Genomic DNA, 26399 nt, shown 5'->3' with positions numbered 1-26399 from the left:
GCAACCTCGACCCAGTGCCAGAGAACGCGGACTGCTTGACAACAGGGAGTCGTCCATACATGGCATAAACCTCTCGCTGCGTAGCGGGAGTCGTCCATCACATCAGAGCCAGATAACAAGCCCGCTCCCGTGACAGACCTGCGCTCCTGACAGCGTCGAAGGTAGTTGTAGGGAAAAAAAACTATAATGGCCCGGCCCGTCCACTTTCGGATCGGCAGCATGATGTGTCCCTCTCATGCCGTGCAGGAACATTGGGTGTCCTGACCTTCTGGCGTCGGACCCCTTCTCCGCTCGAACCGATCCACCCTATTCAGCCATGCATACCCAATTCCGCCTTTCCTCCGCGGCTTTCGTGCTTGCGCTTGCGAGCGCACTGTCCGCATGCTCGACTCCGAAGCCGCTTTACCAGCAAGAACAGTTCGACGCAGGCGATAGCCCCTATATGCACAGGTTCGCCGCGAGAACAGAGCCCGCTTGCGAAGCCGCCCGCCGTGCGTTGCTCAGCCAGGGATATATCGCCAGTTCGACGAGGTCCGATTCGGTCGATGGCTCGAAAAATTTCCAGCCCACCGGCGATACCCACGCGGTGATCGAAATCCATGTGGTCTGTACAACCGACGACCCCAAAAGCAACAGCAGTACCGCGTACGTGAACGCGGTGCAGGATCGCTATGCGTTGAAGAAGAGCAACACGTCGGCAAGCGTCGGACTGAGCGTGTTCGGATCGCTGTCGCTGCCGATCGGCTCAAGCGATGACTCGATGGTGAAGGTTGCGAGCGAGACGATTCCTGCCGGCGTTTTCTATCAGCGATTCTTTGCGCTAGTCGACCACTACCTGAAGGCCGACTCCGCCCAGCCGGGCGCTGTTGCCGCCGCTGCAGCGCCGAAGGAGGCGCTCCCGTCGATAAACGATACCGAGCCGCCGATCGGGGCAGCCCAGACAGGTAATGATTCGGCGAAAGCGACGAGCGCCAGATAAGCGTCGACGGTATCGCGCGCTCGAACGGAAGTGTTCCATGTTTAGTTCGATTGACAATTGCGCCGGCCAAGCTGTGCGCTGCCGTCACACGTTTCTTCGACAAACGCGACCACAGCAGCGGCGCTCGAGCTGCCAGCGCTCGGCACCTGGTGGGCGGCAGCCTCAACGCACGGGCTCAGACATACTTTCGGCTCGCACGGAGTGGCTAATGGGATGACCTTGGAGACTGTGCGGCAGTTTCTCGCACACGACTCGATAGCGACGACAAGCATTTATCAGACTGCGGAAATCGCCAGCCAGTACCGGGAAGTCGACGCCTTCCTGGAGGAGGCGCTGAGATAGCAGCGGCGGTGAGATTCAATCTCCCGGTGCAGCGCTTCCGCGACCCCGGTAAACCTTCTTATGGGATTTCCCGGCTTTTGTAGGAGGACCGCCATACCTTTGTACGATGGCACGACGTACAGACCGCATGTACATTTGGTTCATGGCGAGGCGCCTCGTTAGCGACAGCAGCAGAAGCCAAACCTCTTACCCGTGTCTCCTCCATGTCCTTCTCCTGGGACTGTGGACTTAGCCCGCCCCCTCGTTCAGGCGGGCTTCTTTTTCGGCACGGCAAACCGCCTCTCGGGTTCTGCCAAGCCCTCGGAAGTGGCCAGAACCATTCAGCCGGCATCCCGCGATGCCGGTTTTTTGGGCGCGCCGAGCACGCGCGAGAGCTTGGGTGGTTTATCTGTGGCAGCCCCTTTCGTCTGGCGTTGCCCTAAGGTGAAGGACAAGCGAAACCCAGGGGCATGGCTTGATCAAACCCGCATGTACCCGGTATGCCGCTCGAAAGGGCGGGCACACACCGAAGCGCTTCTTAATTGGGCAGCTTGCCGCTTACTTCCACATCGTGCGGCCCAAAAACGTCAGCGTGCGGTCCCAGGCCTGCCGCGACCAGACCGGATCGAACTGGGTCTTGGCGATACGTCCCGAACCGACCGCCGTTTCATTCGCAAACGCATGATGTGCGAGATAGCGATCGAACTCAAAATCGACGGTGGCTTCGGTCAGCTTCTTCTCCAATCCGTCGACCAGTTCAGGCGGGAAGAACTCGTCTTGCGTGCCCCAGTGACCAAGGACCGGCACCTTGATTTTCGACGCGTCGATGTACTCCAGCGGCGGGCAGCCGTACCACACCACCCCGGCCGACAACTCGGGGATGTTGCTCAGCGCTAGCAAGGTGAGCGCGCCGCCCATGCAATAGCCGGTCACGGCGACCTTAGCCGCATGCTGCTTCAGATACTGGACAGCGCCACGCACATCCTGAGTTGCGGCGTCGCCGAAATCGAGCGCGCTCATCAGATGGTGCGCCTCTTCCTCTTCAACGGTCGACTTGCCGCGGTAGAGATCGGGCACCAGCGCTACATAACCGGCGTGCGCGAGCCGGTCCGCCACGCCGCGAATCTGTTCGTTCAAGCCCCACCATTCCTGAATCACAACGATGGCGGGCGCGCCAACCTCTTTCTGGGGCGTGGCCAGATAGCCCTGAACCTGCTGGCCGTCGGGGCGGTTAAAAGTGATCATCGATCCTGCTGGCTGTTTCATCGGTCGTTCTTCTGGGTGAATGAAGCCTCTAGCATAGCGCCAGTGCGGCAGGTTCTGCTGAAGGCCTCTTCGTCGACCAGATGACGCGATCAGTACGATTTGTAAGGAAGGAACTTACCGCTCAACACGACCTTGACCCGGTCGCCATTGGCGTTCGGTTCGCGCTGGATATCCATCGAAAAGTCGATCGCGCTCATGATGCCGTCGCCGAACTCCTCGTGAATCAACTCCTTGATGGTGGTCCCATACACGCTCACGATCTCGTACCAGCGATAGATCAGCGGATCGGTGGGCACCGCCGTCGGCAGCGAACCCTTGTAGGGGACAATCTGCAGCCACGCAGCTTCCTCGTCGGTCAGATCGAACAGTTCGCGGGCGACCGCAGCCTGCTTTGCGTCGAGCGTCATCTGGCCGAGCATCGCCGCGGTCGTCCACTCCTTGCTCATGCCGATCTTCGAGGCGATCTCACCCCACGCCAGCTTGCCTGCGACCTTGGCGGCCATAATTTTCTGCGTGACTTCGTTGCGATCCATGATGTAGTCCTTTTGAAGGCTCGCGCAAACACGCGCATAAGAGCCGCTGGGTGGTAGTAGCCAAGATAGCGTTGGTCAAAAAACAGGCTAGCGAGTTCCGCCGTGAGCAACTCCTAGCGATCGTCGATAGGACCGATCCGTGGTACAGAAAAAGCCCGTAGCCGGGGCGTTGGTGCACTTCGGCCTTCAGGAGGTCGGATGGGAGGATGGGCGTGAACAACGTCGAACGGCCCGTAGGTCGGCGACAGCGCCGTAAGCACCGATATGCGCTCCTTCAGCACTTCATGCAGCTGCCGGACCGCGGGAAAGAACGCCTTGCGATGCGCGCAGATCAGGTTCAGCGGCGCAGCCTCGCCGGGCTGCTCGGGCATCAGCACTTCGAGTCGACCCTCCTGCACGTCGGCGCACACGTCGAGCCACGATTTGTATGCAATACCCTGGCCCTCGATCGCCCAGCGCCGTGCCACGTCCGCGTCGTCGCAAAAGAGCGATCCGGCGACGGCGACCTGGCGGAACTCGCCCCCCACCGGGAACACCCATTTATCGTAGACACGGCCGCCCAGGACATAGAGCAGACAGTGGTGTGCTGCCAGTTCGTCCAGCGCGCGCGGCCGCCCATGCCGTTGCAGATAGGCGGGTGACGCGACGAGCACGCGCCGATTGTCGCTGGCTAGCGGCAGCGCGACGTAGCTCGCGTTATCGGCGCGGCCGTAGCGAATCGCGATCTCGACCGGATCGCGAAACATGTCGGTCAGTTGATCGGACAAAAAGAGCCGCACCGACAGCTTCGGATGCGACTCGCGAAACGCCGTGATGCAAGGCAGCAGAACATTGCGTCCCAGATCCGACGGCGCGGTGATCTGCAAAAGCCCCTGCAGCGCGTCCGCCGTGCCACGCAGGCGCTCCCGCCCTTCCTGCAATGTCGCGAGCACTTCCTTCGCGTACGGCAGATATTCCTCGCCTTGGGCAGTCAGCCGCAGGCTGCGCGTCGAGCGCGCGAACAAACGAATGTCGAGCTCACGCTCGAGTCGCTGAATTGCCGCGCTGACCTGACCCGGCAGCAGGTCCCCTTCGCGGGCGGCGTTCGAGAAGCTGCCGAGCGCGGCGGTGCGCACGAACAGCGCCAGGTCGTCAAACCGGATCATTTTCATTCCCGCAGTGAAAGTTTTACCCGATTCTCCCCGTTTTTCGAGATGCCTGCGCAGCGCATCATTGAATGCTATCCACGCCGCCAACGCGGCTGGCCCTTGAACACCACGCCAGTAACGCAGATGAAAGCCATCGTTTATGACCAGCACGGGTTGCCGATCGAAGATCCACGTGCGCTCTTCGAAACGGAATTGCCGAAGCCCGAGCCGGGCCCGCACGATCTGCTCGTGAAGATTCGCGCCATCGCCGTGAACCCCGTCGACACCAAGGTCCGTGCGGGGATGCTCGGTGACACGCCACGCTTGCTTGGGTGGGATGCCGTCGGGACGGTCGAGGCCATCGGCGCTGCCGTCACGCTATTCAAGGTCGGCGACGACGTGTTTTACGCCGGCTCCATCGCCCGCGCCGGCGCCTATGCCGAGTACGGCGTCGTCGACGAGCGCATCGCCGGTCATCAGCCCGCCACGCTCGATGACGCGCGCGCCGCCGCGTTGCCGCTCACTTCACTCACGGCCTGGGAGCTGCTCTTTGATCGCCTCTGCGTCGCCGAGGGCGGGGGCGACGGCGATGCACTCCTGATCATCGGCGCGGCTGGCGGCGTCGGCTCGATTCTCACTCAGCTCGCGCGGCAACTGACGAAGCTACGTGTAATCGGCACTGCATCACGACCGCAAACGCAAGAATGGGTTCGCGATCTGGGAGCGCACGACGTCATCGATCACGCGCGCCCGCTGGAAGATGAACTGCACCGGATCGGCGTTGCGCAGGTGCGCTATGTCGCGAGCCTCACGCATACCGAGGCGCGCTATCCCCAGATCGTCGAGGTGCTCGCGCCGCAAGGCAAGCTTGGCGTCATCGACGATCCGAAAACGCTCGACGCGATGCCGCTCAAGTTGAAGGCGATCTCGCTGCACTGGGAGCTCATGTTCACGCGGTCGTTATTCGAGACGCCGGATATGATCCGCCAGCACGAGATTCTCGAGCGCATCGCCGCGCTGATCGATGCGGGCACGCTGCGCACGACGCTCGGCGAGCATTTCGGGGCGATCAACGCCGAAAACCTGCGGCGCGCGCACGCGCTCATCGAAAGCAATCGCGCGCGCGGCAAGATCGTTCTCGAAGGGTTTTGAGTCGCCAGTCAGCTTTCTGCTTCGATTGCCTGTTTATTGCTTGTCGTTTCCACAAGAAGATGCCGCCATGAATCTGATTGACGCCGTCCATACCCGTCACACCGTCAAGGCATTCGAGCCCGGTCGTTCGTTGCCGCAAGCATCGGTCGATGCGTTGCTCGCCGTCCTTCACAACAGTCCTTCGTCGGTCAACTCGCAGCCCTGGCACTATGTTGTTGCTTCGACGCCAGAAGGCCGCGCGCGCATTGCCAAGGCAACGCAAGGCGCCTATGCGTACAACGAACCGAAAGTGGTGAACGCGTCCCACGTGATCGCACTGTGCACGCGCACCGATATGGACGCGGCCCACCTCGACGCCGTTCTCGAGCAGGAACGCCACGACGGGCGCTTCCAGATCGACGGCGCGAAGGGCATGCAGGACCAGGCGCGCCGCTCGTATGTGGACATGCACCGCTACGAGTTGCGCGACGTGCCGCAGTGGATGGAGAAGCAGGTGTATCTCGCGCTCGGCGGGCTGCTCGTCAGCGCAGCCGTGCTCGGCATCGACGCGACGCCGATGGAAGGCTTCGATTCGCGCGCGCTCGACCTCGAGCTTGGCCTGCGCGAACGCGGGCTTATGAGCGTCGTGCTGGCGGCCTTCGGCCATCGCAGCGAGCAAGATTTCAACGCCAGGCTGCCGAAGTCGCGCCTGCCGCGCGAGCAGGTCTTCACTTTCATGTGATCGTTGCGGCATGCCGGCCCTCCGGCGCTTGCTTTGCGGTCCGTAAGACATCATCCATGCCGTGACCGGTCCCATTCTTCCGCTCTCAATAGAGATCACCGGTCATTTCATCTCAACGAAAACAGGTCCCATGCAAAACTTTACCTTCCACAATCCGACCAGGATTATTTTCGGCGAAGGCCAGATCGCCGCGCTTGACTCGGAATTGCCGCACGACGCGCGCGTGCTGATCACGTCCGGCGGCAGCAGCATCAAGCGCAATGGTGTGCTTGAGCAGGTTCAGACGGCGCTTGGCGAGCGCGCATCGTTCGTCTTCAGCGGCATCGAACCGAACCCGACCTATGAAACGCTGATGCAAGCCGTAGAACTGGCACGCGAAAAGAACATCGACTTCTTGCTCGCGGTGGGCGGCGGCTCCGTGATCGACGGCACGAAGTTCATCGCGGCGGCGTTGAAGTTCGACGGTGAGCCGTGGGACATCCTGGCGAAGCAAGCCGAGGTGAATGACGCGATGCCGTTTGGCAGCGTGCTGACGCTGCCGGCGACCGGTTCGGAAATGAACAACGGCAGCGTGATCAGTTACCGGGCGAAAGGCGACAAGCTCCCGTTTCGCAGTGACGCGACCTACCCGCGCTTTTCGATCCTCGACCCGACGACGACCTACTCGTTGCCGCCGCGGCAAATCGCCAACGGCGTGGTCGATGCATTTGTTCATATCGTCGAGCAGTACCTCACGTATCCCGTCGACGCGAAGGTGCAGGACCGTCTCGCCGAAGGCTTGTTGATCACGTTAACCGAAGTGGGCCCGCAGGCGCTCGCCGAGCCGCACAACTACGGCGTGCGAGCGAACCTGATGTGGACCGCGACCCTGGCACTCAATGGCCTGATTGGCGCCGGCGTGCCGCAGGACTGGGCGACGCACATGCTCGGTCACGAGATCACCGCGTTGCACGGGCTGGATCACGCACAAACGCTTGCGGTCGTGCTGCCGGCGATGCTGACGGTGCGTCGGGAGCAGAAGCGCGCGAAGTTACTGCAGTACGCCGAACGCGTCTGGAACCTCATGGAGGGCAGCGAGGACGAGCGCATAACCGCGGCGATCACCGCCACGCGAGAGTTCTTCGAGCGGATGACAGTCCCGACGCATCTGCGCGATTACGAAATCGGCGGCGACTCGATTGAGACGCTGATCGCGAAGTTGAAGGAGCACGGTATGACCGCATTGGGTGAACACGGCGACGTCACACCCGAAGTCAGCCGCCAGGTTTATCAACTTGCGGTTTAGGCGAGCAAACGGAATATCTATGAAGTTCACCAGCTTGCTTGTGCTCGCTTGCGCTGCGTTCGCCGCTGTTTCCGGCATTGCGCTCGCCGACGACGGCTCGCGTGCACCCCGGCAGGTGCCCGCGAAGACCCTGCCAGTGCCGACCGATGTCAGCCCTGAATTGCAAAAGCTCATCGCGGCGCCATTGAACCCCTCCTGGAATGTCCTATGGACGACGGGCGAGCAATGGAGAGCCGCTGCCAACGCGCAGGCTGCCAAGGCCATGCAAACGCTTCCGGCCATGCGGGAACGCCTCGGCGTGACGGTGCAGCCCTCGACGATCAACGGAGTAAGGGTGTACGTCGTGACGCCCAACGTCATTCCGCCCGAACACCGCGACAAGGTGCTCATTCACATTCATGGCGGCTGCTACGAACTGTACCCCGGCGAATCCGGTACGGCCGAGGCCGTCATCATGGCGGGCCTTGGGCACTACAAAGTGATCTCGGTCGACTACCGTATGCCGCCCGAAGGTTACTTTCCAGCGGCGCTCGACGACGTCGAGACGGTGTACAAGGCGGTACTACGGACGAACGATCCGATCAACGTGGGCGTTTTCGGAACCTCGGCAGGTGGTGCTCTGGTACTCGAGCTGATGCTGCGCGCGAAGCAGGAAGGGCTGCGAATGCCTGGCGCGATTGCGCCCGGTACGCCCATGTCGGACCTCACGAAGACTGGGGATTCGTTCTACACAAATGAGAAGGTGGACAACGTCCTGGTTTCGCGCGATGGATTCTGCGATGCTGCGGCGGCTGTCTACGCGCACGGTCATGATCTGAAGGACCCGCTGCTCTCGCCGGTCTACGGAGATATGCACGGCTTTCCGCCGGCGATCCTGACCACGGGGACACGGGACCTGCTGCTGAGCAACACGGTCCGTGTGCACCGGAAGCTTCGGGAGGCCGGTGTCGATGCGCAACTCGAGGTTTTCGACGGCATGTCGCACGCTCAGTACCAGTTCGATGACCGTGTGCCGGAGACAAAGGAGGCGTTCGGTGAAATCACCGAATTCTTCGACAAGCATCTCGGCCATTGATGCGGCTTCTTTACTATTGTGTTTCCAACTCACGTCTCAGAGTAGAGAAAAAATGCAACAACACACCATTGGAACGTCTAACCTTCGAGTCGCACCCCTCGTCTTTGGCGGCAACGTCTTCGGCTGGACGGCCGATGAGCGCACGTCGTTTTCCATCCTCGACGCCTTCGTCGACCTTGGCTTGAACTTCGTTGATACCGCCGACAGCTACTCGCATTGGGCCGAGGGCAATCAGGGCGGCGAGTCCGAAACCATCATCGGCAAGTGGTTCAGGCAAAGCGGCAAGCGCGACAAGATCGTGCTCGCCACCAAGGTCGGCATGTGGAAGAAGCGGCCGGGGCTGTCGGCGGCGAACATCGAGGCAGCCGTCAACGAGTCGCTGCGCCGGTTGCAGACCGATTACATCGACGTCTATTTCTCCCACATCGACGACGACAAGACGCCGTTCGAAGAGACGCTCGGCGCATATCAGAAGCTGATCGAGGCAGGCAAAGTGCGCGTGATCGGAGCGTCGAACTTCAGAGGCGATCGGCTCGAGGCAGCACTGAAGGTATCAAAGGAATCGGGGTTGCCGGCGTATCAGGTTCTTCAGCCGGAGTACAACCTTTACGATCGGGAGGGCTACGAAGCCGATCTCGAGCCGGTCGTGCAAGCGCACAAGTTGGCGGTGGTTACTTACTTTAGCCTGGCGAGCGGTTTCCTGAGCGGAAAATACAGTTCGAAGGCAGACGCGGCGAAGGGTGCGCGCAGCGCGCTCGTGGACAAGTATTTCAACGACCGCGGGTTGCGGATCGTCGATGCTCTCGTTGAAGTGGCGAAGCACAACAACACGACACCTGCAACTGTGGCGCTCGCCTGGATCATCGCGCGACCGAGCGTGACGGCACCGATTGCCAGTGCGACGTCGGTCGAGCAATTGAAAGGGTTGGCAGCAGCCACTCGCTTGCAGCTTTCTTCCGAAGACATGAAGCTGCTCGACGAAGCCAGCGCGCCGGCGCAATAACCGGGCAGTGTCCGATCGCCGGCGACTCGCGCGAACTGACTGGATAACAGGCACTTTGCGCGGGATCCCACGCCAGCTATCCCGGTATTGAATTGATCGATGTTCTGCAACTCTCCCGAAACAGATTCCCTGCTCCAGTTGCGAATCTTCGACCGCATGGGATAGCGCTACCCAACAGTCACGATGGCACGAGCGCTTGCATGGCCTCACTGGAGCCTCGCCTGACGGCATCGCCCGTCACGAGCCCGCCGCGCAATCAAGCCCGCGCGACACACCGCCGCCTGGCACTCCCCGCCCCGCCCGCTCGACGCGTTGCGCTAGCGCCGGACCGCGGACGGCAGCGCCCGGCTCGCATTGAAACTTTCAATGCAATGCGGAACCAACATGAAAAAACTCAGAACGGCCATCGTCGGCTGTGGAAAGGTTGGTCATTTCCACGCCCGGGCGCTCACGAATCTCGCGAACTCGGAATTCGTCGCGGTATGCAGCACCTCCATCGCCAGCGCGAAGGCCTTCGGCCAGCAATATGGGGTGAGCGCATTCGACAGTGTTGACACGATGGTGGACGGCGCTCAGGTCGACGTTGTCTGCATCTGCACGCCGCATCCGCTTGACAGGCTGACGCGGTCCCGTACATCGGGCCGGCTATGTTCGGAAGGGGGGTGCGAGTGTAATTGAATCGTAAGACCAACGGGTGCGTGGATCAAAGCGGATGCCGTACAAAGCGCGACTCAAAGACGGTCAGGAGCACCTGAAAGGCGACAAGGTCGTGGCCTTCTGCGATCGTGACTGCAACATCATCTCGCCATTCATTGCCGCAACCGGCAACCGCAACGAATCGCCCTTGCTGCGTGACGCCTTGCCCCAGCTCAGTGAAATGGCGCGCGCCGTCGGCATGGACCTGCGAGGCGCGATCGTCAGTCTGGACGGCGCGGACAAGACCGAAGGCCGCTCGATGGTCACTATTGGCGCGGCGATGAATTCCGGAGCGGATCACGGTCGCGCAACTGCATCATGTGGTGCAGCTCGCCATGGGCTGGAACAACGAACACCTGCATCAGTTAATCGTCCGCGGCTGGCGTTACGGCGGACATCGCGAGGGCGCGTTGCAGTTTTTTGACGGTCCAGACACCCTGTCGCTGGCGGCGTTTGGCTTGCGCGAGTATGAGCGTTTTGCCTACGGCTACGACTTCGCCGCGTGGCGGCTCCATGACGGGCGCGCCGAGCGGGAGACCGCGCCAAAGCGGGGGCTCATTTGAGTGCGGCCGAGGCGAAGTGACGGTCTGTTTCCTCTGACCAAAAACAAACCTTTCCGCAACGGCACATTGGTTCCCGCTTAGTGACAGCCAGGGCAAAAGGTTTATTTTGTTCTACGCTATAAGCACGACCCACAGTGCTTCCCCGTGTTTGACCTGCGTTGCGGCGATGGGTGGAGCTTGTGAATTCGCTACACCCACAGATGGTTTTCCATGTAATACAAGTCCGACGGGCCGAAGATCGAGCGGCAATCAAACCTATCGCATGACCACGACCCATGCAACCAGGGGGCGTCGCCCCGACGGCGATGCTCCGACCTTGGCGCACTCACCCCATGGAGGATGAAGATGTCAATTCGACTAGGAGAAGAAGCACCGGATTTCACCGCTGAAACCACCGAAGGAACGATCCACTTTCACGAATGGATTGGCGACAATTGGGCAATCCTGTTCTCGCATCCGAAGGACTTCACGCCTGTCTGCACCACTGAGCTCGGATACATGGCCGGGCTGAAGCCGGAGTTCGACAGGCGCAACACGAAGGTCATCGGTCTCAGCGTGGATCCCGTCAGCGACCACCAGAAGTGGCTGAAGGATATCGAAGAGACGCAGGGACACGCGATCAACTACCCCTTGATCGGCGACGCGGACCTGACCGTCGCAAAGCTCTACGACATGATTCACCCGAACGCGAGCGGCGGGCCGCGCACCGCGGTGGACAACGCGACGGTACGCTCGGTGTTTCTCATCGGACCCGACAAGAAGGTCAAAGCCATGCTCGTATATCCGATGAGCGCAGGCCGCAATTTCGACGAGGTGTTGCGTCTGCTCGATTCGCTGCAGCTAAACGCCAAACACACGGTGGCGACGCCTGTGAACTGGAGGCCGGGCGAGGACGTTATTATTCCGACGTCCGTTTCGAACGATGACGCGATGCGGAAATATCCGCAAGGTTTCAAAACCGTGAAGCCTTATCTGCGATACGTGGCACAACCGAGGTGATGCCGCAGTTGAGTGAGGCAGCGAGCGCCAGGCACTCCGAAGCCCGGCGCCCGCGGCGAGTCCTGATGCGTGCAGCAGGTTGGCGCAACACGGTCGAGGTCATAAACTGTTGGGCGGGGAACGTGAATGTCCTCGTCAATAACGCTGGCATCATCCTGCGCACAGGTGTCATGGAATTTGTGTCCGAGCGTGGCGAGGATGGTATGCACGATCACGTTCACCCGAACTCAAAAGGCATCCCATTCTTAGCTGTGGTCGGCAGTCGGTGCGGTGCTCGCTGGGGCAGCATGCCTCGTGCGTTGCGTGCCGGAGACCACCGCTTTTCTGGCTACCGGCATGGCGGCCCGTCTGGGAGAAGCCAAAGGGTTCTCGGCGGATGCGGCCTGGAGCCGGAATACCGAAACAGTGGTCTCGAGCTGACCGGCCTGCTCCTTAAGCGACAGCGCCGACGCAGACGCCTGCTCGACCAGCGCCGCATTCTGCTGGGTCACCTGATCCATTTGCGCAACCGCCTGATTGACCTGTTCGATACCCTTCGACTGTTCTTCGGACGCGGCGGCAATCTCACCCATCAGATCACTGACTTTTCGCACCGAAGCCAGAATGTCCGCCATCGTCTGCGTTGCGCGGTCCACTTGCCGCGCGCCAGTTTCGACGCGAGTCAGCGAATCCGCGATCAGTTCCTTGATCTCTCTTGACGCGGTGGCGCTGCGTTGTGCCAGCGAGCGCACTTCGCTGGCGACCACCGCGAATCCACGCCCCTGCTCGCCCGCGCGCGCGGCCTCAACGGCCGCATTCAAGGACAGGATATTGGTCTGAAACGCGATCCCTTCGATCACGCCGGTGATTTCCGCAATCTTGCCGGACGCGTCGGATAGCCCCCGCATCGTCTGGACTACTTCCTGCGCCGCGAGATTGCCCTGCTCGGTCAGCAGCGCCGTGCTGCTCACCACCTGGTTGGCCTGCCTGGCGTTGTCGGCGTTCTGGCGAACCGTCGAAGTCAGTTCCTCCATGGACGAGGCGGTTTCCTCCAGCGAGGCGGCCTGCTCTTCGGTCCGTTGCGACAGGTCCAGGTTGCCGGCCGAAATTTCCTGTGCGGCGGTGTCGATCGACCGCGAGCCCTCGCGCACGACCCGGATCGTTTGCACCAGTTTGCGTTGCATCGCCTGCAGGCCGCTCATCAGCTGTCCCATCTCGTCGCCCGTGCGGACCTCGACCTGCGTGGTCAGGTCGCCGTCGGCAATTGCCCTGAAATGGTCCAACGCCTGGGCAAGTGGCGCGCCGATTGCCCGCTGCAGTGACCACCATGCGAACGCCGCCGCACCGAGCGCTGTCAGAACGCCGGCGATGGCTACACCGACGAACCAGTGGAAGCGGGCCTGCGCGGCATCAAACGTCGCCCGCGCTGTAGTGACCTGGATCCGGTCAAGTGCATCCATCCCATTGGTCACATCGCTGAACAGCGATGCCCGCATGTGCAAGGTAACGTCGGTAATCTTCGCCGCATCATGCGTGGCAATCGCGCTGAACATCGGCTCTGTGCCCTTTGCGACGAGTGCATCAAACTTCGCATTCACGTCGGCCGCGCGACGCGCTTCATCGGGACCAGAGAACGACAGCGCGCGATACGCGTCCCACGCCTTCTTCGACGCGGCGAGCTGATCACGGGCGTTCTCCGTTTGCTCGGGCACGCCTGAACTGGTCGGATCGAGCGCAATGCGAAACAGAAAGAGACGCGCTCTCGCCAGTGAAACGCTTGCCCGACCGAGCGCGGCTGAAGATGCGAGATCGTTGGAATAAAGCTCCTGCAGATCCGCGTTACTCATCGACACACCGGCGACGCCCATGACGCCGCCGACGATCAGCAGCGCTCCGAGAAAACTCATCGCCAGCGCCAGGCGGACCCGGATACTTACGTTCTTGAACATGGTGACAGAAGAAGTGAGATTGATGGAATGGCTGGCTCCGCTAGTCCGCAAGGCAGAGGCTTCGGGTTGGGATACCGGAGGGCGCTTAGGGATAACGTAGGGAGACAAAAAGCCGAGTTAATTTGTCTCGAATGAATTACGGCCAGATCAGGCGAATTATTAAGGGTGCAGCGCTGCGCCCCTCGCTGGACCCATCCTGCGCGCGCAGGCGAGACAGTCTGTTCATCTTCTTCTTTCATGCTTCTGAAACCACTCAGGCCATCAGCACAGAGCGAGCCCAATTGCGTGGCCAGCGCTAACGGGCGGCGTGTACTCGTTCGCGGCGACTGTCGGCTCGCCAAATATTAGCTCGGTGTTTTCAGTTCAGGTGGTCGTGCCCCCCGCATCCGCCTCATAGCTGGTATGCAGCTGGCGCCATGAGTCAAACGGGCGTTGTCGTCATACTCCGCGGTGCTGTCCATCCTTACAAAACGCGACCGGCACATGACGGGAACAAGGCTGACGTCGTCGCAGAATGGAGATCGCAGATGCAGTCGTGGTACAGCAGCATGGCACCGGCTCAGCGCCGGACCTTCTGGGCATGTTTTCTCGGCTGGGTCCTCGATGCGATGGATGTTCAGTTCTTCGCCTTCGTCATTCCGACGTTGCTGACGGTCTGGGGAATGACGAAGACCCAGGCCGGCGTCATCGGCACCTCGGCGCTCATTTCGTCGGCTATCGGCGGCGTGATCGCAGGTCTATTGGCCGACCGTATCGGCCGCGTGCGCGTCCTGAAGCTGGCCATCCTCTGGTTTTCGCTGTTTACCGGTCTCTCGGCCTTCACACACGGGTTTCACCAACTGCTGTTCACCCGCAGCCTGCAGGGTCTCGGCTTCGGCGGCGAATGGGCGGCCGGCGCGATCCTGATCGGCGAAGTGGTCGACAGGCGCATTCGCGGCCGGGCGGTCGGCTCGGTCCAGGCCGGCTGGCCTGTAGGCTATGCACTGGCGTCACTGGCCTATTGGGCACTCTATAGCGCGCTGCCGGAAAGCATGGCCTGGCGCGTACTATTTCTGCTCGGGCTGCTGCCCGGTCTGCTGGTTCTGTGGATGCGCCGCAACATCAAAGAGTCCGAAGCCTTTGAGGCCGCTGCCGTTTATCGCGAGAAAATCGGCCTGTTCGGGACGTTCGCATTGATCTTCTCCCCCGGTGTCTTCCGGCTCACGGCCTTCGCGTCGCTGATGGCAGCCGGCGCGCTGGGCGGAAACTACACGATTCTCACGTGGCTCGTCACCTATCTGCGCCAGACCCAGGGTCTGACCGTGAGCATGACCACCGCGTATCTGGCCGTGAATATCTTCGGATCGTTTTGCGGCTACGTCGGCATGGCCCATCTCAGCGACGGGCTAGGTCGTCGCAAGACGTTCGCGCTGTCGGCCGCCGGCGCAACGCTCACCGTGCTGTTGTACACGCAACTGAAGTTGCCGATGACGATTCTGCTGCTCCTCGGCTTTCCACTCGGGTTGTTCCAGTCGGGCATTGTGTCCGGCATGGGCGCCTGCTTCACCGAACTTTTTCCTGCCCAGATCCGCGGCAGCGCCGGTGGCTTCTCATACAACTCCGGCAGGGGAATCGGCGCAATGGTGCCGGCTGCGGTCGGCATGACCAGCACGTCGATGGGGCTGGCTCCGTCGATCGGCGTGTGGGCCGCGCTGTCCTACGTGCTGGTGTTCGTCGTCGCCATCTTCCTGCCAGAAACCCGCAACAAGGAGCTTGAAGTCCATGTCTGAAAACGCAAAGCCGCGTAGCGGCGGACAAATTCTGGTCGACGCGCTGGTACGCAACGCCGTGGACACGGTCTACTGCGTTCCCGGCGAGAGCTATCTCCCGGTGCTCGACGCGCTGCACGACGCCAGCGGAATCCGGACCATCGTCAACCGTCACGAAGGCGCTGCGTCGAATATGGCAGACGCGTACGGCAAGCTGACCGGCCGGCCCGGCATCTGCTTCGTCACGCGCGGCCCGGGTGCCACCCATGCCAGTAACGGCGTGCACACCGCCCGTGAAGACTCGACGCCGATGATCCTGTTCGTCGGTCAGGTCGAGCGCGGCTTCGTCGGGCGCGAAGGCTTCCAGGAAGTCAACTACCGGCAGATGTTCGGCGGCCTCGCGAAATGGGTCACCGAGATCGACAGCCTCGAGCGCATTCCGGAGATTGTCGCAACCGCATTCAGCGTGGCGCTTGCAGGGCGTCCTGGTCCGGTGGTGGTCGGCTTGCCGGAAGACGTGCTGTTCGGCTCGGGCGTCGTCGAAGATGCGCCGCCGGTGCGCGTTGCCCAGGCTGCGCCGGATGCCGCCGCGATGGCCGAACTGCGGACCTTGCTGGCCGGTGCCAGCCGGCCGCTGGTGGTGCTGGGTGGCACGGGCTGGGATGACGCTGCTTGCGAGTCGTTGAAGCGCTTCGTGGTCGATAACGATCTGCCGGTGGCCGCATCTTTTCGCCGTCAGGACCTGTTCGACAACCGCGACCCGCACTATGTCGGCCAGCTTGGTCTCGGCGTGTCACCAAAACTCGCTGAACGCGCGCGCGATGCCGACCTGCTGCTCGTGTTCGGCTCGCGGCTGGCCGAGGTGACCTCGTCGGGTTACAGCGTCGTGCAAAGCCCGGCGCCGCGCCAGGCACTCGTCCATGTGCACGCCGATCCGCAGGAACTGGGTCGGGTCTATCAGGCGCGTTTGCCGATCAACGCCGGCATGCGCGCGTTCGCCGGCGCACTAGACATGCTGCCGCCCGTCACCGTGCGCCCGTGGCAAGCGTGGACCGAAGCCGCCCACGCGGACTACGTTGCCCACTCGACGCCGCCGCAGGCAAGCCCCGAACTCGCCGGCGTCGACATGGCAAGCGTGGTTGGATATCTCAGCGAAGTGCTGCCAGATGACGCCGTGATCGCGAATGGCGCGGGCAACTACACTGTATGGGTGCATCGCTTCTTCCGCTATCGGCAACGGGCGACTGAGCTCGCGCCGACCAACGGCGCGATGGGCTACGGCTTTCCTGCTGCTGTCGCGGCGAAGCTGCGGCAGCCGGAACGCACTGTCGTATGTTTCGCCGGCGACGGCTGTTTCATGATGTATCCGCAGGAACTGGCTACGGCGATGCAGTTCCATGCTCCGCTCGTGGTGATTGTGGTCAACAACAGTATGCTCGGAACGATTCGCATGCATCAGGAGCGCGAGTATCCGGGTCGTATTTCCGCTACCGAACTGGCTAATCCAGACTTCATCGCGCTGGCGAAAGCCTTCGGCGCGCATGCTGAGCGCGTCGAGCGCACGGCGGATTTCCCTGCGGCGTTCGAGCGGGCACGAGATGCCGGCGTGCCTGCGCTCATCGAATTGCGCGTCGATCCCAAGCAGACTACCCCGAACAATCGCCTGAATTGACAAGCAATCCGAATTTTCCCGGTGAAATGACGATCGGCCGACGGTCGCGCAATGGTCTCAATGGCGTGCTACATGTGCTGACCACGGCAATTGGCGAAACGCTGGCACCCGCTTTCGGTGGGACAGACCAAGCCGATGTCGGCGAGGCTTGCGATCTTGCGGAGGCCCAGAACGTGCCTGATGCGCTGCTGCCGGAGCCATTGCAGCAGCGCAACCCGCTAGGCATCTGGCGCCTGCGCGACGGGCAGTTCGTCAAGCCTTGAGCGCGGGGGCTCGGGCATGGCGGCTGGCGTCATCCTGGTGCCCGGCCATGCGCCCTCGCTAACGAGAGCGGATGCGCACCGCCGGATGATCTTTGTGACTTCCCACAGGCCGTTGGGCAGCACGCGGTTCTGTGGCCACACAATGGCGACCTCGCGACTGATCGCGGGGTTCTCAAGGCGAAAGCGCTTCAGGCGCCCGGCTTCGACCTCTTCGATCACGGCGGCGGAAGGCAGTACCGTGCATACGTTACTTGACTGCTGTTGTCGCATCGGTTCGGCTTGAACGATTTTGGTTACAGCCTGCTGGCACAACTGCCTCGTTTGTCTCGCGTTTACTCGCGCAGCAGTTAAAAGCTCTGAGCTTGGCCCCGAAAAACGAATCCCTTGCTGAGCAGGTAAACTCAAGCAAGGAGAAGAACGATGACAAGCAAGGCAAAGCGAGCGACAAGCCGCACCGAAGCCGAGTGAGCGACGATGCACTGCTTGCGCACATCAAGGCGATTCACGCGTAGGTCAAGGGCGAATACGGCTGGCCTCGCATGTGGAAGGAACTGCTCGCGCATGGCGTGCGCGCAGGCAAGGAGCGGGTTCGCAAGCTGATGGCGCAGCATGGCATTCGAGCCCGCCACAAGCGCAAATACATCGCGACGACAAACTCGAACCACGATTTGCCGGTGGCTCCCAATCTGCTGGAGCGCAATTTCACTGCCACAGCACCTAACCAGGTCTGGACGACCGACATCACGTATCTGGCGACAGCCGAGGGCTGGGTGTACCTCGCGGTCATCATCGACCTGTTCAGTCGGCAGGTGGTGGGCTGGTCGATGCAGCCGCACATGAAGGCCGAACTGGTCACGGACGCATTGCGCATGGCGTGGTTCCGGCGCCGCCCTGAAGCTGGCGGAATCGTGCACAGCGACCGGGGCAGCCAGATGAGGTGCAGCTCCAAGCCTGCATCAGGCGTGTTCGAGGTGCGTCTCTCGAAACACGTCGAATGCCGCTCGCAGCGAGCGGCATTCGACCATTGCGCTCAGCCTCCGTGAAGCAGGTTACTCAAGCCCGCGTCGGACAACGCACAAAGCGCCACCGCCGACCAGTCATGTTCCGCGCCCAGCCCCTGCGAACGCAACGTCAGGAAACGGTCATGCACGAGACTTGCCAGCGGCAGCGGAACACCAAGTGCCTCGGCGGCCGCCAGCATCAGGCGATTGTCCTTCTGGCCGAGCGGCAACGAGAAGCCAGGCGGCTGGAATTGCTGCGAGGCAATTAGCGAGCCGTAGATCTTATATGGCGGCGCATTGAAGTTTGCGCTCGTCAACAGCTCAACCAGATGCATCGGGTCGATCCCGGCCTTGCCCGCTACAGCACACGCTTCGCCCAGCGTTTCGATGATCACTGACAACATGAAATTGCCGATCAGCTTCACCAGGTTGGCCTGCGAAGGATCGTTGCCGACAATGCCGACCGACTGTCCAAGCGTTTCGAGAAGCGGCACGGCAACCTTGAGGTGCTCGTCCGCGCCTGCCGCCATGATGAACAGCTTGCGCGCCGCCGCGGCATCGGGCCGGCCGAACACCGGCGCGGACACCAGGGCGAGACCCGCTTCACGGTACTTCGCCGCATGGTCCTGGGCAGTGGCGACACTGATCGTGCTCATCGAGATGTGCAACGCGCCCGGCTTCAGCGTAGTGGCGATGCCCGCCTCACCGAACGTGACCGCTTCGTGCGCGGCATCGTCGGCCACCATCGTGAACACCGCGTCAGCCGAAAGGGCCGCCTGCGCGGGACTCGATGCGACGCTCGCGCCTGCTTCGCGCAGCGGTTCGGCACGCGCAGGACTACGGTTGAAAACCTGAACTTCATGCCCGGACTCGATCAGGTTCTTCGCGATCGCGGCGCCCATCGAGCCAAGCCCTACAAATCCAATTTTCATGATGACATTCCAGATAATTGGCCTCGCGGATGCGGGCCTGTTCAGACTGCAAGTTGATAGACCTGCCGGCTCACGTCGAGCGTCACGTCGCCGTGTTCGCCCAATGCCGTCATCCCATGCTCTCCGAGCTTCGCGATCAGTGTGCTGATCGACTGCCCCCCGATCTGGTAGTCGCGCAAACGGGTCCCCACCGACATGCGTTCGAAGAACACGCGGGTCGCCGTAATTGCCGCGCTGACACGCTCGTCCTCGCTGCCCTCGGTGATGTTCCAGACTCGTTCGGCGTATTGCAGCAACTTCGCTCGCTTCGATTCGCGGCGTGCGCTCAGCATGGCCGGCAGAACGATGGCGAGCGTTTGTGCGTGATCGAGTCCGTGCAGCGCCGTAATCTCGTGGCCGAGCATGTGGGTCGCCCAGTCCTGCGGCACGCCGGCGCCGATCAAGCCGTTCAGCGCCAGCGTCGCCGTCCACATCAGGTTGGCTCGCACCGCATAGTTGTGCGGCTCGGCGAGCGCTTGCGGGCCTACCTCGGTCAGCGTGATCAGCAGGCCTTCGGCAAAGCGGTCCTGCACCCTGGCATCCACCGGGTAGGTCAGGTACTGCTCGACGATATGAACGAACGCATCGACGACACCGTTGGCGATCTGCCGCGGCGGCAACGAATAGGTCGTGACCGGATCGAGCACCGAGAACACCGGATAGGTCGCATCGCTACGGAACGGCAGCTTGTCGCCTTTCGCGCGGTGGCTAATCACGCCGCCATTGTTCATCTCCGAACCGGTGGCGGGCAGCGTCAACACGGTGCCGAACGGCATTGCGTCGCAAACCTCGACCTGCTTCGCGAGAATGTCCCACGGCTCGCCGTCGAACCTCAGTGCCGCCGCAATAAACTTGGTGCCATCAATCACCGAGCCACCGCCCACCGCCAGCAGAAAATCGATGTTTTTTTCGCGGGCAAGCGCAACCGCTTCCATCAGTGTTTCGTAAGTGGGATTCGGCTCGATGCCGCCAAACACATGCCACGCGCGGTCACCGAGCGCCGCCTGCACTTGCACGAGCACACCGTTGCTCTTGATGCTGCCGCCGCCGAAGGTAATCAGCACCCGGGCGTCGGGCGGGACGTGCGCGTCGAGTGCGGCAATCTGGCCTTCGCCAAAAATGATTCGTGTAGGGTTATGAAACGTAAAGTTCTGCATGGAATCTCGCTTCTTACATAGAAATGACCGGTCGTCTTAAACGGAATGAACGCTTGCCCGGATCGAAACCCGACGTGGTTCAGACCGGCGACGACCGTTGCTGAGGGGATTTGAAAAACAGATTGAACATCGAATGCACACAAGCCTTCAGCGGCTCCACCGAGTCATCCAGCTTCATGCGCAGCAGGCTGCCTTCCCATGCGTTCCAGAACAGGTCAGCCATCGCATCGGCCGAAAGATCACGCCGCACGGAGCCGTATTCCTGGCCGCGCCGCAGATAGTGGGTGCAGCCAATACGCCATTCAGCGACCGTGCTGCGCGCAGCGACCCGGCACAGATCGCTCGACTGCGCGATCTCGCCCGCAAAGTTGCCAATCAGGCAACCGCAACGGTCTTCACAGTCTTCGTAGTCGGCAACGATGCGCTCGTAGATACCGCGAAGCGCCAGTAGCGGATCGGATGACGCCGCTTCGAGCGAATACCGCTTCCATTCCGCGGCCTGCTCCTGCGCGTAGTGGTGCAGGATCGCCGCGCCGAACGCTTCTTTGCTTTCGAAGTAGTTGTAGAACGAGCCCTTCGGCACGCGGGCACGCTCGACAATGTCTTTTATGCCGGTGCCGTGATAACCCGTTTCGGCGAACAGCGCGACACCCGCTTCCAGGAGCCTTTCGCGAAAGTCTTCAGTGCTTCGTGTGTGCATAACCATTACAACTACAGCCTCAAAGACACGGTGCACGCTCCGTGCGAGCGGGCGGCACCTTGCACCTGCATCGTTTTCAAGTCGCGTCAGGCGCGGCGCGTAGCGAGTTCGGCGCCCTGGCGCAGTGCTTCGAGCAGGCTGCGTTCGTCAGCGATGCCTTTACCCGCGATATCGAACGCCGTGCCGTGATCGACCGAAGTACGGATCACGTCCAAACCGACCGTCACGTTGACGCCGGCTTCGAGGCCGAGCACCTTGACCGGGCCGTGCCCCTGATCGTGATACATCGCCACCACCAGATCGAAGTCGCCGCGTCCCGCACGGAAGAACAGCGTATCGGCGGGCAGCGGGCCTTCGATATCCCAGCCGCGTTCACGCAGGACCTGCACGGCCGGAACGATCTTTTCCTCTTCCTCGCCATAACCGAACAGCCCGTTTTCGCCGGCATGCGGGTTGATGCCGCACACGGCGATGCGCGGATTGGCAATGCCCGCCTTCACCAGCGTCGCGTGACCTCGCTCGATCGTACGTTGCACGAGACCCGGCTCGATCTTGCGGATCGCATCGATAATGCCGATGTGCGTGGTCACGTGGATCACGCGCAGTTTCGGTGCGACCAGCATCATCGACACCTCCTCGATGCCCGTGAGATGCGCGAGCATTTCGGTGTGGCCGGGATACTTGTGACCGCCGGCGTGCAACGCTTCCTTGTTCAACGGGGCGGTGCAGATCGCATCGATCTCGTCCGCCTTCGCGAGTTCGACGGCGCGCGCGATGTACCGATACGCGGCGTCGCCTGCGAGCGCCGACAGCGTGCCGAAGGGCAAGTCGGCGGGAATTAGCGCGAGGTCGATGCAGTCGATGGTGCCCCGTGCGTATTGCGCATCTGACGGCTTCGCGATGCGGCGCACTTGCGTGCTGCCGCCGACAATCCGGATGGCCTGCTCGAGGCGCGCCGCATCGCCGATGACAAGCGGACGGCATTGCCGGTAAACGGACTCGTGCGTCAAGCTCTTGACGACGATTTCCGGACCTACACCCGCTGCGTCGCCCATCGTGATGCCGATGACTGGAAGATAGTTGCTCATGATGTTTTGCCTGAATGACGTTGGTTCGCTTCGCGCGCGGGCGAAGATGTCGTTGTGCCGCTCGGGTGAGTCGATCCGGACTCGCTGTAAGCGGACTCCGGTGTGCCCCGCAGATGAAGGTAGGCGCCATAGAGCGCGTGCTTGCTGCCGAAAGCACCGGCTTTGGTCACGACGCTGAGGCCCGGGTGACCGTGCGGGCGGCCCACCGCCACGCCCGGCTCGATTTCCGAAAGCAATTGCAGGCTATCAATACCGGCTGCAACGAACATCGCGCGCGCGGTTTCGCCGCCAGTCGCGACCAGGCCGCTCAGATGTCCGAAGAACGGTGCGACGAGCAAAGCGAGCGCCGCCGATAATTGCGCGCCCTCGGCGGGATCGAACAGGTCGTCGCGGCCAATTCGCACCAGCAAATCGGCGGACCCGCCCAAATGCGCGCCGATGCGCGCTTGCCAGCCCGCCCACTCCGGATGACGCTCGCCCGCGCGCAGCACGGCCGGCGGCACGATCAGTTCGGCAACGCCCGCGCGCTCGCGCAACATCGCGCATTGCTGTTCCGAGACGGCCGACAGGCTGCCCACCAGAATCAGGATCGCGCTTCCCTGCTGCTGCTCCGGCCTCGGCGGTATGTCCTGTCCGGCTTCCGTGGCAGCCTCGAACAGATCGCTCAACGACGCCAGTTCACGAGCCAGACCACCAGAGCCGACCCAAAACAGGGCTTCGTCCATTGCCGCCGTCGCCTGTGCGAGGGCCCTCAAATCCGCATCCGTTTCCGCATCGACGATAAGCGCCTGCGCGCCGCTCTTCGCCAGCGCGGCAATGGCATCGCGCAACGCCGCGGGATCGCCACGCAACGCGTCGATACCCAGAGCTGCGGTGCGCAATCCGGCGGCCTCGACCATCGCGTTGAGGTCTGCGCAATGCGCGGCGTGTTCGAGCTTCCACGTTTCCGTGTTTTCGAGCGGCACGCCGCGCACGAATACGCGGCCCTCGCGCACGGTGCGCCCGGTGGCGGGAAAGGCCGTGGCAACGATGGCGAGGCCCGCGAGCGGCTGCAACGCAGCCACTTCCGCGGCCCAATTGCCGCGCAAGGTCGAATCGATTTTCTTGTACAGGCGTCGCCCGCGCGCGCGCTGCGCCAGCCACGCGATGCTGGCGCAGTGCGCTGCTTCGGCGGGGCGCATGCGGCGCGTGTCGGTGTCCACCGCGACTACCTCCGCTGCGGCCATCGCGCGCGACGCGTTCAGCGTGACCACCGTGTTGCGCCCCGCGCCGGCAAACCCAATCGCGCAGTCGGCGGCGCCGGACAGGTCGTCGGCGATGATCAGAATGCTCGTGTTGCTCACCGCGTGGCCCCCAATGCAGCGCGGTTGGCATCGGCACGCTTGCCGGCCCGCTTTGCGACGGCCGCAGTGAGGATCGGCGACACGATCGCAGTCACGACGACGCACGAGGCGACCAGCAAGGTCGCGCTTTTCGCGGCCTCCGCATAGACCGGGTTGGCTGCCGCGATCAGCGCGGGCACAGCCGCTCCGTTTCCTGCCGTGTTGGCTGCCGCCACACCTGCGACACCCGTGCCGCCGGTCAGGCGATCGGTCACATAGAGCGGGATGCCCGTCACGATCACCACCGCGACGCCGAGGCCCATGCCGAGCAAGCCGGCCTGCCACACTTTGTGCAGGTCGAGGCTCGCGCCCAGCGCCAGGGCGAAGAACGGAATCATCACCGGCACCGCGCGCCCGAGAAAACTGCGCATTTCCCGGTCCAGATTCCCGAGCAGCATGCCGGCCGCGAGCGGCAGGATGCTGCCAACCAGCGTCTGCCACGGAAACGCCGATAGCCCGGCCACACCGAGCGTGACCATCGTCAGGAACGGGCCGGATTCGAGCGACATGATCGTGTACGCACCGACGTCTTCAGACTTGCCATATTGGCCCATCAACGCCATGTACAGGCCGCCGTTCGTGTCGTTCATCGCAGCGACCACCGCCAGCGTCGACATTCCCGCGAACAGCCCGGACGATACCGGCTGCTCGCCCAAAAAGTGGCCCAATACGACACCCACCAGAATCGCCGATCCAACCTTCGCCACGAACAGCGCCCCACCCTTCTTGAGCAGATAGGGGGTCGCCTTCACATCGATCGACGAGCCCATGCACACATAGAACACGGCGAGAATCGGCAACGCGCCGGTAAACAGCGCATTCGTGAACGAGCCGAAGAACTTCGGCATGCCCGGCAAGAAGGTGGCGAACAGTGCGCCGAATAGCAGCGGGACGATCATCATCCCGCCCGGAACGCGTTCGATCGCGCGTTTGATAGGAAGTTGGGCCATCAGTGTCTCCTTTTTTAGCAAATGACCGATTCGATCATCTTATTGATCACATCGATCATTCACAGTGTACGTGACGAAACGCCCGTGCGCAATCCGATCACACGTAACGCGTGGGACTGGTACATTTCTCGTCATCAGCCCGTATCAGTCGAGACGTGAACGGAGAAATGATCGAATCGATCAAAATAGGGATAAAACACATGCATGCCGCGACGACGCTGTGGCATCGCGCGCCACGCCCACAGCGATTGCCCCGCCAGCCGGTTTGATTACACTTACGCCCGTCGGCGCTTTTCCCGTCTTTTTGCCCGCCCGATCCGGACGACCCGCTACCTGCTTATCAAAATGAAAGTTACGAACCGCCGCGAGGCGATGCTAAAGGCCGTCCTATCCGGCATGAACGACGTCGGCGCCCTGTGCGAGCATTTCGGCATGTCCGAAGCAACCGTGCGTCGCGACTTGCGCGCGCTCGCCGACGAACGGCTCATCGTGCGCACGTATGGCGGCGCGGCGGCCTCGGTCGGAGTTCACGAACCCGAGGAGTCGCTCGATCTGCGCCGCGAAAGCTTCCGCGAGCAGAAGGATGCGATCGCGCAGGCGGCGGTCAGCCACGTTCAGGACGGCGACACCATCTTTCTCGACGGCGGCACCACCACCGCAGCAATGGCCCGGCTGCTGACCGGCCGCCGCGACATTCGGGTGGTGACCAACAACCTGCTGGCCGTTGGCCTGCTTGCATCCAGCGAAGTCCCGGTCACGCTGATCGGCGGCGACCTGCGACCCTCGAGCATGAGCACACTGGGCCCACTCGCGCAGATCGCATTGAACCGCCTATCCGTCGACAAGGCCTTCCTGGGCGCGGACGGCGTAGTCGCCGGCCGTGGACTCTGCGAGGCGACCGCCGAGCAGGCCTATCTGAAGGAATGCATCATCCGGCAGGCGGCCAATGTCTTCGTGCTGGTGACATCGCACAAACTGGATCGCGCAAGCCAGCAGCACTGGACACCACTCGAACGCGACTGGACCCTGGTGACGGATGCTCAACCGGGAGCACCGGAATTGGCGACGTTCCTGGTGCGCGGCGAAGTAACGATCGAAACCGCGTCGCAGCAGGCGCATGAGACGCAACGGACTTAGCAGCCCATAAGAGGTCGGCGCCGGTGTGATTGCAGGTATTCGCGTCATCGCGCATCAAGGCCGCTGCGCACGCTTCGCGTTGCTGCCCATCGGCTCGGTCGGTGGGTCAATCGGGTCGCCAAACCTCTACTTTGAACCGTGTACGAGCGTCTCGTATCCTTGCTGGGTTATGCCCCGTGCGTCGTAGAGGAACGCAGCCGTCTGCCATATCGTCTTATCGGTTTGCGTCTTTCCGAAACTCGGCATGGCCGTCATGTTTATGCCATGTTTGATGACCCAAAACATCAGTTTGGGATTGTTGCGGCGCGTGGCGGCCAGCAGCGCGGGTGCGGCCGGTTGAATCCCCTGTCCGATAAAGCTCAGCGGTTTGCCTGGCACACCATGGCAAGCGGCGCACGTGGAATCGTAGAAGTGCGCGCCGGCCTCGATATTCTTCAGCGACATCAGGTCGCCAGGCGGCACGTCATTGCCCGCATGATGATGTAACGACGCTTCGTAGGTCGAGTGCAACATCCACGCAATCATCGGATTGTCTTTCGAACTGGCGGATACGTCGTACACGCCCGAATAACCGAACAGTACCGCGCCAATTGCAAGCAGGATGAGCGTGATGACGATCGTCGCAGCCAGACTGGCAACAGGATGACGGATTTGCATGTAAAACACTCCAGAGTCGCTGTTC

The 26399-nt window shown here is 62.1% G+C and carries 24 protein-coding genes and 3 pseudogenes; 15 read left to right on the top strand and 12 right to left on the bottom strand.

Annotated features, from left to right (window positions below; all coding sequences use genetic code 11):
- Positions 1 to 316: 316 nt before the first annotated feature.
- Both HV744_RS31745 and HV744_RS38605 read left to right on the top strand, forming a co-directional pair.
- Positions 317 to 922 (top strand): annotated as a pseudogene (locus tag HV744_RS31745) (DUF2242 domain-containing protein); the annotation flags it as partial.
- Positions 923 to 1036: 114 nt separating this feature from the next.
- On the top strand, positions 1037 to 1321 hold the full coding sequence (locus HV744_RS38605) for a site-specific integrase (RefSeq protein WP_425497893.1): 285 nt from the start codon (positions 1037 to 1039) through the stop codon (positions 1319 to 1321).
- A 537-nt stretch (positions 1322 to 1858) separates the two neighbouring features.
- Here HV744_RS38605 and HV744_RS31735 read toward each other — a convergent pair.
- From HV744_RS31735 to HV744_RS31725, 3 genes and pseudogenes are all read right to left on the bottom strand, one after another.
- Entirely contained in the window at positions 1859 to 2566 is a 708-nt protein-coding gene (locus HV744_RS31735) for a dienelactone hydrolase family protein (RefSeq protein WP_175153274.1), read from the bottom strand.
- An 89-nt stretch (positions 2567 to 2655) separates the two neighbouring features.
- Entirely contained in the window at positions 2656 to 3099 is a 444-nt protein-coding gene (gene cynS, locus HV744_RS31730; protein ID WP_175153273.1) for a cyanase, read from the bottom strand.
- 233 nt (positions 3100 to 3332) lie between these two features.
- Positions 3333 to 4244 (bottom strand): annotated as a pseudogene (locus tag HV744_RS31725) (LysR family transcriptional regulator); the annotation flags it as partial.
- Between the two features lie 126 nt (positions 4245 to 4370).
- Between HV744_RS31725 and HV744_RS31720 the strand changes: the two are divergent.
- The 6 genes from HV744_RS31720 (at position 4371) to HV744_RS31695 (ending at position 10140) form a co-directional block, all read left to right on the top strand.
- The gene (locus HV744_RS31720; RefSeq protein WP_175153271.1) at positions 4371 to 5378 is read left to right on the top strand and encodes a zinc-binding alcohol dehydrogenase family protein; all 1008 of its coding nucleotides are present in this window, start codon (positions 4371 to 4373) and stop codon (positions 5376 to 5378) included.
- A 67-nt stretch (positions 5379 to 5445) separates the two neighbouring features.
- Positions 5446 to 6099: an oxygen-insensitive NAD(P)H nitroreductase gene (gene nfsB / locus HV744_RS31715; protein WP_175153270.1), complete on the top strand. Its 654-nt coding sequence runs from the start codon at positions 5446 to 5448 to the stop codon at positions 6097 to 6099.
- A 130-nt stretch (positions 6100 to 6229) separates the two neighbouring features.
- The gene (gene yqhD, locus HV744_RS31710; protein WP_175153269.1) at positions 6230 to 7384 is read left to right on the top strand and encodes an alcohol dehydrogenase; all 1155 of its coding nucleotides are present in this window, start codon (positions 6230 to 6232) and stop codon (positions 7382 to 7384) included.
- 19 nt (positions 7385 to 7403) lie between these two features.
- Positions 7404 to 8459: an alpha/beta hydrolase gene (locus tag HV744_RS31705; RefSeq protein WP_175153268.1), complete on the top strand. Its 1056-nt coding sequence runs from the start codon at positions 7404 to 7406 to the stop codon at positions 8457 to 8459.
- Positions 8460 to 8511: 52 nt separating this feature from the next.
- The gene (locus HV744_RS31700) at positions 8512 to 9462 is read left to right on the top strand and encodes an aldo/keto reductase (protein ID WP_175153279.1); all 951 of its coding nucleotides are present in this window, start codon (positions 8512 to 8514) and stop codon (positions 9460 to 9462) included.
- Between the two features lie 384 nt (positions 9463 to 9846).
- A complete protein-coding gene (locus HV744_RS31695) occupies positions 9847 to 10140 on the top strand; it encodes a Gfo/Idh/MocA family protein (RefSeq protein WP_175153267.1) in 294 nt (97 codons plus the stop codon).
- 25 nt (positions 10141 to 10165) lie between these two features.
- Here the strand turns inward: HV744_RS31695 and HV744_RS31690 are convergent, their stop codons facing one another.
- On the bottom strand, positions 10166 to 10459 hold the full coding sequence (locus HV744_RS31690; RefSeq protein ID WP_175153266.1) for a hypothetical protein: 294 nt from the start codon (positions 10457 to 10459) through the stop codon (positions 10166 to 10168).
- Positions 10460 to 10493: 34 nt separating this feature from the next.
- Between HV744_RS31690 and HV744_RS31685 the strand changes: the two genes are divergently transcribed.
- Positions 10494 to 10721 (top strand): plasmid pRiA4b ORF-3 family protein, encoded by a 228-nt coding sequence (locus HV744_RS31685; protein ID WP_246279289.1) that lies wholly within the window; start codon positions 10494 to 10496, stop codon positions 10719 to 10721.
- A 345-nt stretch (positions 10722 to 11066) separates the two neighbouring features.
- Complete coding sequence (locus HV744_RS31680; RefSeq protein WP_175153264.1) at positions 11067 to 11720, top strand: peroxiredoxin; 654 nt, start codon at positions 11067 to 11069, stop codon at positions 11718 to 11720.
- A gap of 245 nt (positions 11721 to 11965) precedes the next feature.
- Here the strand turns inward: HV744_RS31680 and HV744_RS38105 are convergent, their stop codons facing one another.
- Complete coding sequence (locus HV744_RS38105; protein ID WP_175153263.1) at positions 11966 to 13648, bottom strand: methyl-accepting chemotaxis protein; 1683 nt, start codon at positions 13646 to 13648, stop codon at positions 11966 to 11968.
- 527 nt (positions 13649 to 14175) lie between these two features.
- On the opposite strand from HV744_RS38105, the gene HV744_RS31670 reads away from it, so the two are divergent.
- The 4 genes and pseudogenes from HV744_RS31670 to HV744_RS31655 form a co-directional block, all read left to right on the top strand.
- Positions 14176 to 15417: an MFS transporter gene (locus tag HV744_RS31670; RefSeq protein WP_175153262.1), complete on the top strand. Its 1242-nt coding sequence runs from the start codon at positions 14176 to 14178 to the stop codon at positions 15415 to 15417.
- A complete protein-coding gene (locus tag HV744_RS31665) occupies positions 15410 to 17068 on the top strand; it encodes a thiamine pyrophosphate-binding protein (RefSeq protein ID WP_175153261.1) in 1659 nt (552 codons plus the stop codon). Before HV744_RS31670 ends, HV744_RS31665 begins: the two co-directional genes overlap by 8 nt.
- Positions 17069 to 17094: 26 nt before the next feature.
- A complete protein-coding gene (locus HV744_RS31660; RefSeq protein ID WP_175153260.1) occupies positions 17095 to 17331 on the top strand; it encodes a hypothetical protein in 237 nt (78 codons plus the stop codon).
- A 437-nt stretch (positions 17332 to 17768) separates the two neighbouring features.
- Positions 17769 to 18281, top strand: a pseudogene (locus HV744_RS31655) (IS3 family transposase); the annotation flags it as partial.
- Positions 18282 to 18361: 80 nt separating this feature from the next.
- Here the strand turns inward: HV744_RS31655 and HV744_RS31650 are convergent.
- The 6 genes from HV744_RS31650 to HV744_RS31625 form a co-directional block, all read right to left on the bottom strand.
- On the bottom strand, positions 18362 to 19264 hold the full coding sequence (locus HV744_RS31650; RefSeq protein WP_175153259.1) for an NAD(P)-dependent oxidoreductase: 903 nt from the start codon (positions 19262 to 19264) through the stop codon (positions 18362 to 18364).
- Positions 19265 to 19305: 41 nt separating this feature from the next.
- A complete protein-coding gene (gene yqhD / locus HV744_RS31645) occupies positions 19306 to 20460 on the bottom strand; it encodes an alcohol dehydrogenase (RefSeq protein WP_175153258.1) in 1155 nt (384 codons plus the stop codon).
- Positions 20461 to 20539: 79 nt separating this feature from the next.
- Entirely contained in the window at positions 20540 to 21160 is a 621-nt protein-coding gene (locus HV744_RS31640) for a TetR/AcrR family transcriptional regulator (protein WP_175153257.1), read from the bottom strand.
- Between the two features lie 86 nt (positions 21161 to 21246).
- Positions 21247 to 22248, bottom strand: a complete 1002-nt coding sequence (gene pdxA, locus HV744_RS31635) for a 4-hydroxythreonine-4-phosphate dehydrogenase PdxA (RefSeq protein WP_175153256.1) — start codon at positions 22246 to 22248, stop codon at positions 21247 to 21249.
- The gene (locus HV744_RS31630) at positions 22245 to 23591 is read right to left on the bottom strand and encodes a four-carbon acid sugar kinase family protein (protein WP_175153255.1); all 1347 of its coding nucleotides are present in this window, start codon (positions 23589 to 23591) and stop codon (positions 22245 to 22247) included. The genes pdxA and HV744_RS31630 overlap by 4 nt, the downstream gene beginning before the upstream one ends.
- The gene (locus tag HV744_RS31625) at positions 23588 to 24580 is read right to left on the bottom strand and encodes a 2-keto-3-deoxygluconate permease (protein WP_175153254.1); all 993 of its coding nucleotides are present in this window, start codon (positions 24578 to 24580) and stop codon (positions 23588 to 23590) included. Before HV744_RS31625 ends, HV744_RS31630 begins: the two co-directional genes overlap by 4 nt.
- A 345-nt stretch (positions 24581 to 24925) precedes the next feature.
- Between HV744_RS31625 and HV744_RS31620 the strand changes: the two genes are divergently transcribed.
- Positions 24926 to 25717: a DeoR/GlpR family DNA-binding transcription regulator gene (locus tag HV744_RS31620; protein ID WP_175153278.1), complete on the top strand. Its 792-nt coding sequence runs from the start codon at positions 24926 to 24928 to the stop codon at positions 25715 to 25717.
- Positions 25718 to 25843: 126 nt separating this feature from the next.
- On the opposite strand, the gene HV744_RS31615 is transcribed toward HV744_RS31620, so the two are convergent.
- The gene (locus HV744_RS31615; RefSeq protein WP_175153253.1) at positions 25844 to 26374 is read right to left on the bottom strand and encodes a c-type cytochrome; all 531 of its coding nucleotides are present in this window, start codon (positions 26372 to 26374) and stop codon (positions 25844 to 25846) included.
- Positions 26375 to 26399 lie beyond the last annotated feature (25 nt).

The sequence above is a fragment of the Paraburkholderia ultramafica genome, from assembly GCF_902859915.1.
GTDB classification, from domain to species: domain Bacteria; phylum Pseudomonadota; class Gammaproteobacteria; order Burkholderiales; family Burkholderiaceae; genus Paraburkholderia; species Paraburkholderia ultramafica.
The sequence above is the reverse complement of the archived record's forward strand: the minus strand, read 5'-3'. Positions and strand labels throughout refer to the sequence as shown.